A 10,012-nucleotide genomic window follows, 5' to 3' on the forward strand; every position below is an offset into this window, starting at 1 on the left:
GATGAGCCCACCGGCCACCGACCGGCGCCAGGTGGATCTGATGATAGGCGGGATGACCTGCGCATCCTGCGCGGCTCGTGTCGAGCGGAAGCTGAACAAGCTGGACGGCGTCACCGCCACGGTCAACTACGCCACGGAGAAGGCCAAGGTCAGCTTCCCGGCCGGCCTGCCGGCCGATCGGCTGGTCGCCCAGGTGGAGGCCGCCGGCTACACGGCGACGATCCCGCCGCCCGCGCCGTCCCGACCGGCCGCGCGACCCGGCGCCCGTGACGCGGCGAACCGCCCCGCCTCGGACCACGCCACCGGAGACCGGGCCGACGACGGCACCGCCGGGGACAGCACCGCCGTGGACAGCGCCGCCGCCGGCAGTACTGCCGGCGGTAGCGCGGCTGACGAGAGTCTCCCCGCCGACGGCCGGGTGCGCGCCCTGCGCGACCGGCTGCGTGTGGTCGTCGGGTTGACCGTCCCGGTGGTGCTCCTGGCGATGGTGCCGGCCCTGCAGTTCGACTCCTGGCAGTGGCTGTCGCTGACGCTCGCCGCGCCCGTCGTGGTGTGGGGCGGCTGGCCGATCCACCGGGCGGCGTGGACGAACCTGCGCCACGGCGCGACGACGATGGACACGCTCGTCTCGATCGGCACCCTCGCCGCCTTCGGATGGTCGCTGTACGCGCTGTTCGTCGGCGACGCCGGCGAGCCCGGGATGACCCACGACTTCAGTGTCACCGTCACTCGCGGTGCCGGGGCGGACAGCATCTACCTGGAGGTGGCGGCCGGCGTCACCGCGTTCATCCTCACCGGCCGGTACCTGGAGGCCAGAGCCAGGCGCAGCGCCGGCTCCGCGCTACGCGCGCTGCTCGCCATGGGGGCGCGTGACGTCGCCGTTCTCCGTGACGGCCGGGAGGAACGAGTCGATGTCGATCAGCTCGGCGTCGGTGACCTCTTCGTCGTCCGTCCGGGGGAGAAAATCGCCACGGACGGGGTGGTCGTGGCGGGCGCGTCAGCCGTCGACGCGTCGATGCTCACCGGAGAGTCCGTCCCGGTGGAGGTCCGTCCCGGCGACGACGTCACCGGTGCCACCCTGAACGCGGGGGGCCGGCTCGTCGTCCGCGCCACGCGGGTCGGCGCGGACACCCAGCTCGCGAGGATCGGACGTCTCGTCGAGGAGGCGCAGAGCGGCAAGGCGCCGGTGCAGCGGCTCGCCGACCGGATCGCGGCCGTCTTCGTGCCGGTCGTGCTCGCGCTCTCGGCGCTCACCTTCGGCTACTGGGCGGGCCGGGGGGACGGCCTGGCCGCCGCGTTCACCGCGGCCGTCGCGGTGCTGATCATCGCGTGCCCGTGCGCGCTCGGCCTCGCCACGCCGACCGCCCTGCTGGTCGGCACGGGACGCGGCGCCCAGCTCGGCCTGCTCATCCGCGGACCCGAGGTGCTGGAGTCGACCCGCCGGGTCGACACGATCGTCCTGGACAAGACCGGCACGGTGACGACCGGCGAGATGACCCTCCTGGACGTCGCCACCGCCGCCGGCGAGGACCGGGACGAGGTGCTGCGGCTCGCGGGTGCCCTGGAGAGCGCCTCCGAGCACCCGGTGGGCCGCGCGATCAGCCGGGCCGCCGCCGCGGCGGCGGAGCGGTCGTCCGCGGAGCTGCCCGGCGTCACCGAGTTCGCCACCAAGGAGGGCCTCGGGGTGCGCGGACTGGTCGCCGGCCGCGCCGTGCTGGTCGGCCGTCCGAGGCTGCTGACGGGGTGCTCGCAGCCGCTGCCCGCGGACCTCGCGGAGATCGCCCGCACGGCCGAGGCCGCCGGCCGCACCGCCGTCGCGGTCTCCTGGGACGGGCGCGCCCGCGGCGTGCTCACCGTCGCCGACGCGGTCCGGCCGACCTCGGCCGCCGCGATCCGCGAACTGCGGGGACTGGGCCTGCGCCCGATTCTGCTGACCGGTGACAACGCCTCCGTCGCGGCCACCGTCGCGGCGGAGGTGGGGATCGCCCCGGAGGACGTGGTCGCCGAAGTCCTGCCAGCGGAGAAGACCGAGGTCGTGCGCCGGCTGCAGGCCGGCAACCGGGTGGTGGCGATGGTCGGCGACGGGGTGAACGACGCCGCCGCGCTGGCCCAGGCGGACCTCGGTCTGGTGATGGGAACCGGCACGGACGTCGCGATCGAGGCCGGTGACCTGACTCTCGTCCGGGCCGATCTGCTCGCGGCCGTGGACGCGATCCGCCTGGCCCGGCGGACACTCGCCACCATCCAGGGCAACCTGTTCTGGGCCTTCGCCTACAACGCCGCCGCGCTGCCGCTGGCCGCGGCCGGCCTGCTCAACCCGATGCTCGCCGGGGCGGCGATGGCGGCCAGCTCGCTGTTCGTCGTCGGCAACAGCCTGCGCCTGCGTGGTTTCACCCCGCGTCCGGCCACGGTACCCGGCCCGGACGGGGCACCCGGCTCAGACTGACGCCCCGGCCCCGGCCCCGGCGCCCGTGCCGGCCTCAGCCGAAACCGGCGTGGGCGCCTCGGCGGGCAGAGGAGGGGACGCCGCCGGGCCGGGCGAGGCGGCCGCGGGCAGGTGGTCGGGCGGGCGCGGCAGCCACCAGGCGGCCCGCCCGAGCAGGGACATGACCGCTGCCCCGAGCGTCAGGCGGACGACGAACGCGTCCACCGTGACACCGAACGCCAGCACGAGACCGATCGACGCGGTGACCGGGCCGGCCGGAGCGGCGAGTGCCCCGAGGTCCCCGGCCATGACGCCTGTGCTGGCCGCCACGACCGCGCCCGACGCGACGACCGTGATGATCGTGCTGGCCGTGACGGCCCGGGCGGCGTCCGCGGTGCCGCGCACCACGGCCTGGCCGGGGTCGCCGGTGCGGAGGAGCTCCGCCCGGCTTCGGGCCACCAGGTGCAGCTCGTGGCTCGTGGCCAGAGCGGTCAGCAGCCCGATCACGACGATCGGCAGGACGGCTGCCACGGGCCCGTTCCGTTCCACCCCCAGGCCGCCGCCGAGCCATCCCCACTGGAACCCGGCGACCATGGCACCCAGGGCCGCCACGGCGCTGAGCCCGGCGCTCAGGACGCCCTTCAGGGGCACGAGGACACTGCGCGAGGCCACGGCGAGCACCGCGATCGCCAGCGCGGCGAGCACGGTGAGGTAGAGCGGCAGGACCCGGGAGAGCCGCCACGAGACGTCCAGGTCGATCGCCGTCCGCCCGGTGACCCAGACGCGGGTGCCCGTCGTGACGGCGAGCGCGCCGGCCTCGGCGCGGATGCGGCGTACGAGGTCCGCCGTGCCCGGATCGCCCGGTCCGCTGACGGGGATCACGGTCATGGTCGCGAGGTCGCCGCTGGGGTCGAACCGCGGTTCGGTGGTCAGGGCGACGGCGCCCAGCGCGGCGACCGCCGTCCGTACCCGGCCGGCGGCGGCGGTGGGGTCGGCGCTGTCCGCCGCGTCCACCACGAGCAGCAGCGGGCCGTTGAAGCCGGCGCCGAAGCCCGCGGCGAGCTGGTTGTAGGCGCGGCGCTGGGTGCCCTCGGACGCGGTCGCGCCGCTGTCGGGCAGCCCCAGGCGCAGGTCGGCCACCGGCGCCGCGACGGCGCCGAGGGCGGCGAGGGAGAGCAGGAGCGCCGGAATCCGTCGCCGCACGAGGAACCGGCCCCACCGCTCCCCGCCGTCCCGTCCGCGGCTGGAGCGGCCGGTGGCCCGTGCGGTGACTTTGCTTCCGGCGAATCCGAGGACGGCCGGCAGCAGCGTGAGCGTGCCCAGAGTGGCGATCATGATGATGCCGGCGGACGCCAGGCCGATCGTGGTCAGCGCCGGGACGCGGGCGACCGACAGCGCCGTGAGCGTGCCAGCCGTCATCAGACCCGAGAGGACCACGACCGACCCGGCGGTGGCCACCGCGTTCCCGGCCACTTCCTCGCGCCGGCGGCCCTCCGCCAGCCCGTTCCGGTACCGGGTGACGACGAGCAGCGCGTCGCCGGTCGCGACGGTGAGCCCGAGCACCGCCACCGCCACCGGCATCGGCATCGGGAGCGGCGTGGCCGGGCCGGTTCCGGTTCGGCTGGTCACGACCCAGGCCGCACAGCCGCCGACCGTCACGCCGACGACCGCCGTCAGCAGCGCCAGCGCGGCCGCGACGGACGAGCCGAAGGCCACGATGAGGACACCCAGGACCGCCGCGAGCACAGCTGCCGCGAGTATGCCCGCGGCGACAGCCGGCTCGGCGGAGCCGAGGTAGCTCCGCTCGGGTACTCCGTCCAGTGCCGTCCCGCCGAACTCGGCGTCGATGCCGGCGGCGCGGGCCGGGCCCGCGGCGGCGAACAGGGCCGCGCGCGCCCGGGCGGTCAGCTGCGTGTCGCGGACGGTGTAGGTGACCTGCGTGTAGGCCGTCCGGCCGTCGCTGGAGATCCCGCCTTCTACGGACCCGACGCCGGGGGCGCCGGGCTCGCCGTCGGCGCCGGGCCCGCTGCCGCCGAAGGGATCACCGACCCGCCCGACGAGCGGCGCCTGTCCGAGGGCGGCGAGGACGTCCTCGATCGCTTGCCGGTGGACCGGGTCGTCGAGGCGGGCCCGGGCGCCGTCGCCCGCGTCGAGGGTCAGGACCAGCCGGGCCGTCGCGGTGTCGGCACCGGTCCCCGGCAGCCGCCGCCGCAGCAGGTCGGCCGCCCGTTGCGACTCCGAGCCCGCAGCGACAAGAGTCCCTGCTGCGGTGCTGGCGGGCGTCGCGGTGCCCGCGCTGGATGTGGTCGCGGTGCCCGCGCCGGGGAGTGTCGCGGTGCCCGCGCCGGCCAGCCCGAGCAGCGCCAGCCACAGCGCCAGGACGACCCGCCGGTGCCGGTGGGAGGCCTGGCCGAGCCGGTACAGGTAGGTGCCCAAGAGTCCGTCTCCTTGCGGGGTCGCCCGCGTGCGTCGCGGGTTTCACGCGGACGCCCGGCCAGACCCTCGTTTGTGGCCCCGGTGATGGCTCCTCGGCGCCGCTCGACGGTGCCCCGTACCCCCGTACGGGGTGGTCGGCCCGGACGGACGTCCAGCGCGTGGTTCGCACGGATCTGTACGCTCGGTCCCCCGCGGGAGTGTGGTGCGCCACAATGAGGGCCCCCTGCGCGAGGTGACCGGGGCCGGACGGGAGGGGAGATCGTGACTGCCGAGCTGGCGGAGCGCCAGATTGGGCCGGGCGCCGGCCGGGAGCGCCTGCGGGCCACCGCCCTGGACCTGTTCACTGAGCGTGGCGTGAGCGCCACCTCGCTCCAGATGATCGCGGACGCGATGGGCGTCACCAAGGCGGCGGTCTACCACCACTACAAGAGCAAGGACGAGATCGTCCTCGCGGTGGTGCGCCCGGCGCTCGAGCAGATCATGGGGCTGGTGCGGCTCGCCGAGAGCCGGCGCTCCCGGGCCGCCCAGGTCGAGACGATGATCGTCGGCCTGGCCGATCTCATCATCGCCAACCGCCGCTTATACGCGCTGCTACAGGGTGATCCGACCTGTACAGCCATCCTGCAGCGGTACCCGGAGTTCCCCACGCTGGGGGAGCGCCTCGTCGCGTTGCTCGCCGGGCCGGATCCGGATCCGGGTTCCGTCGTGGCGGCCGGCATGCTGCTGGCAGGGTTACGTGGCGCCGGCTCCGACCCCCGGGTGATGACGCTGGACGACGAGGAGTTCCGTCGGTACATCGTCGGCTGCGCCCACCGCCTGATGCGCCCCCGCCGGCCGGCGTCCGGCGCTGGCTGATCCGCGCGCCGGGAGCGGCCGGGCTGCCGGTCAGGGGCTGGGCCGCCGGTTAGGCGCGGCGGGTGCTCTCCCGCTCGACCAGCTCCACCGGCAGCACGACCTCGCGGGGCCGGGCGCCGTCGCCGACCATCTCGATGAGGAGCCGGGCGGCCTCGGCCCCCAGCCGTTCGGGATGACGCGCCACCGTCGTCAGTGACGGCTCGGTGAGTTCGCCCCAGGAGATCCCGTCGATCCCGATGATCAGCACACCGCCGGGCACCTGCCGGCCCGCGTGCCGCAACGCCCGCACCGCGCCGACGGCCTGCAGATCGTTTGAGCAGAAGATCGCGTCGATCTGTGGATCGGCGGCGAGGAGCTGGTCGGCCGCCCAGCGTCCCGCCTCGATCGTGTACCGGCTGGCGATCGAGCGCCACGGCGGAAGCGAGCGTCCTGACGCCTGCAGCTCTGCGCGGAAGCCGGTGCGGCGCTCGCGGGCCGTGGTGAGGTGCTCCGGCCCGCAGATCATCGCGATCCGGCGCGCGCCGCGGGCGAGGATGTGCCCGGCGGCGAGCCGGCCGGCCGCGGCGTCGTCGGCGAAGACCCCGCCGGCGCCGGTCAGCTCCAGACGCTCGTCGCAGGCCACCACGGCGACGCCGCTGTCGACCAGGTGCTGCAGCTGCTCGGTCTGCCCGGACGCCGAACAGACCAGGAGCCCGTCGGCCGCCCCGGCCAGGCGGTCGAGGTAGTCGGCCTCGCGCGCGTCGTCGAGGTCGGTGTTGCCGAGGAACACCGCCCAGCCGAACGACTGGGCCACCGTCTCGACGCCGTGCGCGATCTCGGCGAAGAACGGGTTGCTCGCGTCCGGGACGACGAGGCCGATGGCGTGCCGGGTCGGCGTCCGCACCGGCCGCGCCGCGTCGACCTGCCGGTACCCGAGGCGGTGGGCCGCGGCGCGAACCCGGGCGCTGGACGCTCCACTGACCGATCGCCGGCCGGCCAGCGCGTTGCTGACGGTCGACACGCTGACGCCGGCGAGCGCCGCGACCTCGCGGATCGTGGCGGGCCGCTTCACCGTCGCCTCGCGGGACGTGATGCGCTCGATGTAGCGGTCTGTAGACATCGACTCCATTAAAGGTCGATGTCGCCCGCGCGGGAGGTCGCGTCGGTCACGATGCCAGCCCGCAAGGCCCACGGCAGGTGACCACTTCCGGATCCAAGGCTCTCTTGAGCCGTTCTTAAGCATCGTTTATGGCGCCGGTGTTGTGATGACGGTGTTGCCGCGAAGGTCCCCGGTCCACCCGGCGGAGGTAACCCCCACCCTCCGACGGGTTCCTGGCCCGGGTCGTGGTCCGTCCCAACCACGACCCGGGCCCACGACGACACCGGACGGGCACGCCGCACGCTCCGGCCGCGCCGGTGCACTCAGATTGTCGGGCTCAGGCCCGGGGCTTGCTCAGGCCGGGTTCGCCGCCGTGCCGAGGCGCTCGACCGCGGCGCGCAGCCGCCGCAGCGTCTCCTCGCGGCCGAGGATCTCCAGCGACTCGAACAGTGGCAGGCCGACCGTCCGGCCGGTGACCGCCACCCGGACGGGCGCCTGGGCCTTCCCGAGCTTCAGCCCGTGCCGCTCCCCGACCTCGATGAGCGTCTCGCGCAGGACGTCGTGGTCCCAGTCGACCTTCTCGTAGGCCTCGGCTGCCTCGGTGAGCAGGTCGAGGGCCGGGCCCTTCATGGTCTTCGCCCAGGCGGCCTCGTCGGTCGGCGCCTCGGGCAGGAACAGGAAGTCGACCATCGGGACGATCTCCGACAGCACCGCCACCCGGGACTGCGCCAGCGGTGCGACGGCGGCGAAGACCTCGGCGGAGAAGCGCTCCGGCGACCACGGCGGGGCCGGCACCGCCGTGGTCACGCCCGCGGCTCCGTCTCCCGTGCCCGCCGCGGCCGGCGCGTCCACCGCGGCGGGCACGGCGGCCGCGGGCACGAGCCACGGCTCGCACGCCGCCACGAACTCGTCCACACTCAGCGCACGGATGTACTCGCCGTTGAAGGCACGCAGCTTCTTCTCGTCGAAGAACGCGGGAGAGGGCTTCACGTCCTCGAGCCGGAACGACGCCTCGATGGTCTCGAACGGGACGATCTCCTCGTCGCCGGGCGGAGCCCAGCCGAGGAGCATCAGGTAGTTGCGCATGGCGGCGGAGAGGTACCCCTCGGCGCGGTACGACTCCAGTGCGACCTTGTCACGCCGCTTCGAGAGCTTCTGGCGCTTCTCGTTGACGATCACCGGGACGTGGGCCCAGACCGGCGGCGGCGTGCCGAGCGCCGCCCACAGCAGCTGCTGCTTCGGAGTGTTGGACAGGTGCTCCTCGCCGCGCACGACGTGGGTGATGCCCATGTCGAGATCGTCCACGACGTTTGCGAGGAGGAAGACGGCCGAGCCGTCCGCCCGGGCGATGACGAAGTCCTCGATGGTGTCGTTCGGGAACTCCGGTGTGCCGCGGATCACATCGAGGACTACAGTGGTGCCCTCGTCGGGGGTGCGGAACCGCAGCGCGCGCCCCGGGCCGGGGCCGAGCCCGCGCTCCCGGCAGAAGCCGTCGTAGCCGTGCTGGGCGTTGCCGGTGCGGGCGGCGAGTTCGTCGCGGGTGCAGCCGCAGTAGTAGGCGCGACCGGCGGCGAACAGGCCCGCGGCCGCCTCGGCGTGCCGGCCGGCCCGCTCCGACTGGAACACCGGGCCCTCGTAACCACCGGGGCTGATGCCCAGCCAGTCGAGCGCGCTGATGATGCCCTCGGTCCACTCCGGCCGGTTCCGCGAGGCGTCGGTGTCCTCGACGCGGAGCACGAAGTCACCGCCGGCGCCCTTGGCCACCAGCCAGTTGAAAAGCGCCGACCGGGCCCCGCCCACGTGGAAGATGCCGGTCGGCGACGGCGCGAACCGTACGCGCACCCGTCCAGTGCTCATGGTCGCCGAGCGTACAGGTCGCCCGTCAGGAGACCGACCGACGTCACCCGGACCACAGGAGATCCGGACCGATCGCGTGGAATGTCGGTAGGGGCTCGTAAAATCGGAGAGCGTGACAGCGCCCGCGCGGCTCGCAGGTCGCGACCGTGATCCGGGTCGTGGCCGGCGCCCGACCGTCCGCCGGCCGCAGGTCGGGGCCCAAGGAGCGAATCCGGCACCTCCAACGGTCGACGTCGTCGACCTGCCCAGGGTCCAGGTGGGTGCACAGCCCCAGCACCTGCTCACCACCCTGCTCGGCGATTACTGGGCCGGCCGCCGGGAGCACGTCCCGTCGGTGGTGCTGGTCAGCCTGCTCGCGGATTTCGACGTCAGCACGGTCGGTGCCCGGGCGGCGCTGAGCCGGCTGTCGCGGCGCGGGCTGCTGGAGTCGTCCCGGATCGGCCGCAACACCTACTACGGGCTGACAGCGGAGGCCTCGGCCGCGATCCTCGCGTCGGCGAACCGGATCTTCACCTTCGGCCTGCGGCACGACCCGTGGGACGGGCGCTGGACGGTGGCGGCGTTCTCCATCCCCGAGGACCAGCGCGACGTGCGGCACGCCGTGCGCGCACGGCTGCGTTGGCTGGGCTTCGCTCCGCTCTACGACGGGATGTGGGTCACCCCGCGGTCTGCCGGTGAGGCGGCCCGCCGGGTGTTCGCCGAGTTGGGCGTCATCGCGTCGACGGTGCTGATCACGACGTCGGAGGCACGCCGCAGCGACCCCCGCCCGCCGATGGCCGCCTGGGATCTCACCGAGCTGCAGCGCACCTACGAGGAGTTCGTCCGCACCTACACCCCCCTGTTGGAACGGGTCCGCCACGGCGAGGTGTGCGGCGCGGAGGCACTGGCCGCGCGCACCGCGGTGATGGAGTCCTGGGGGCGCTTCCCGAGCCTCGACCCGGACCTTCCGATCGACCTGCTGCCCGGCCGCTGGCCGCGGCGCGAGGCCCGCACGGTCTTCGCCGAGATCTACGACGGGCTGGCCGTCCCGGCTGTGGCGCGGGTCCGGGAGCTGCTGGCGGAGGTGTCGCCGGAGCTGGCCGACCTCGTCCGGCTGCGCACGACGGTCTCCTGACCGGCCGGCCGGAGTCCCCTGGCCGGCCCGGAGTCTCCTGACCGGTTGGCCCGAGTCTCGCGGGCGGTCAGCGCGGGCCTTCTGGGCGGTCAGCCCGAGGAGTTCCGGGGCATCGGCATCGGCACCGGTCGGGTGCCCTCGAGGCCGCGGCCCGGGGCGGCGGGCGGTGTGCCGAGCAGGTCGATGACGGTGCTGGGTGGCTGGCTGGGTGTGGTGGCGATGTGGGTGCGCCAGTGGGCTTCGGCGG

At 74.6% G+C, this 10,012-nt stretch carries 6 protein-coding genes; 3 read left to right on the forward strand and 3 right to left on the reverse strand.

Going from position 1 to position 10,012, the window contains the following annotated elements; all coding sequences use genetic code 11:
- Position 1: 1 nt before the first annotated feature.
- Positions 2-2,446, forward strand: coding sequence for a heavy metal translocating P-type ATPase (locus tag MXD62_RS27840; RefSeq protein ID WP_248832358.1), 2,445 nt, complete (start codon positions 2-4; stop codon positions 2,444-2,446).
- Here MXD62_RS27840 and MXD62_RS27845 read toward each other — a convergent pair.
- The gene (locus tag MXD62_RS27845) at positions 2,438-4,861 is read right to left on the reverse strand and encodes an MMPL family transporter (protein WP_248832359.1); all 2,424 of its coding nucleotides are present in this window, start codon (positions 4,859-4,861) and stop codon (positions 2,438-2,440) included. The two genes, MXD62_RS27840 and MXD62_RS27845, sit on opposite strands and share 9 nt — an antisense overlap.
- Positions 4,862-5,122: 261 nt before the next feature.
- Here MXD62_RS27845 and MXD62_RS27850 point away from each other — a divergent pair, with 261 nt between their 5' ends.
- Entirely contained in the window at positions 5,123-5,716 is a 594-nt protein-coding gene (locus tag MXD62_RS27850) for a TetR/AcrR family transcriptional regulator (RefSeq protein WP_248832360.1), read from the forward strand.
- 49 nt (positions 5,717-5,765) lie between these two features.
- Here MXD62_RS27850 and MXD62_RS27855 read toward each other — a convergent pair whose 3' ends face one another.
- Positions 5,766-6,815, reverse strand: a complete 1,050-nt coding sequence (locus MXD62_RS27855) for a LacI family DNA-binding transcriptional regulator (protein ID WP_248832361.1) — start codon at positions 6,813-6,815, stop codon at positions 5,766-5,768.
- A 333-nt stretch (positions 6,816-7,148) separates the two neighbouring features.
- Positions 7,149-8,651: a glutamate--tRNA ligase gene (gene gltX, locus MXD62_RS27860; protein ID WP_248832362.1), complete on the reverse strand. Its 1,503-nt coding sequence runs from the start codon at positions 8,649-8,651 to the stop codon at positions 7,149-7,151.
- Positions 8,652-8,907: 256 nt separating this feature from the next.
- Here gltX and MXD62_RS27865 point away from each other — a divergent pair, with 256 nt between their 5' ends.
- On the forward strand, positions 8,908-9,765 hold the full coding sequence (locus MXD62_RS27865; protein WP_248832363.1) for a PaaX family transcriptional regulator C-terminal domain-containing protein: 858 nt from the start codon (positions 8,908-8,910) through the stop codon (positions 9,763-9,765).
- The last annotated feature ends 247 nt before the right edge of the window (positions 9,766-10,012 follow it).

This window comes from Frankia sp. Mgl5, assembly GCF_023242985.1.
GTDB lineage: Bacteria > Actinomycetota > Actinomycetes > Frankiales > Frankiaceae > Parafrankia > Parafrankia soli.

Coding starts and splice junctions, on each gene's coding strand:
- gltX (WP_248832362.1), bottom strand. CDS start 8,651: ATGAGCACTGGACGGGTGCGCGTACGGTTCGCGCCGTCGCCGACCGGC.
- MXD62_RS27840 (WP_248832358.1), top strand. CDS start 2: ATGAGCCCACCGGCCACCGACCGGCGCCAGGTGGATCTGATGATAGGC.
- MXD62_RS27855 (WP_248832361.1), bottom strand. CDS start 6,815: ATGTCTACAGACCGCTACATCGAGCGCATCACGTCCCGCGAGGCGACG.